General features: G+C 39.3%; 1 protein-coding gene. It reads left to right on the top strand.

All coding sequences use genetic code 11. The features are described from left to right. Positions 1-231 (top strand): hypothetical protein (locus AC2Q9J_RS18210; protein WP_499042126.1); only part of this gene is annotated, 231 nt, incomplete at its 5' end. Positions 232-257: the final 26 nt, after the last annotated feature.

Raw genomic sequence — 257 nt, 5'->3', positions numbered from 1 at the left:
GTTCTCGTGAATATTATCATCAGTTCATTATTTGCAAGTCTTGCGTTTTTCTTACCCATCATCGCCATTGTCTTCGGAATTGTATGGCTTGTCAAAGTGGTTAATCGATTTGAAAAACGCGAAGCAGAAAAACTTGAATTGGAGCGTCAAAACAATGAACAGTTTCGAGTGTTAATTGAACGACTCGATCGAATCGAACAACAATTGGACTCGAACACAAAACGCAGCTGACTCAGGTCAACTGCGTTTTGTCTTAT

The sequence above is a fragment of the Planococcus sp. RAB007_Raresut genome, from assembly GCF_057369535.1.
The sequence above is the reverse complement of the archived record's forward strand: the minus strand, read 5'-3'. Positions and strand labels throughout refer to the sequence as shown.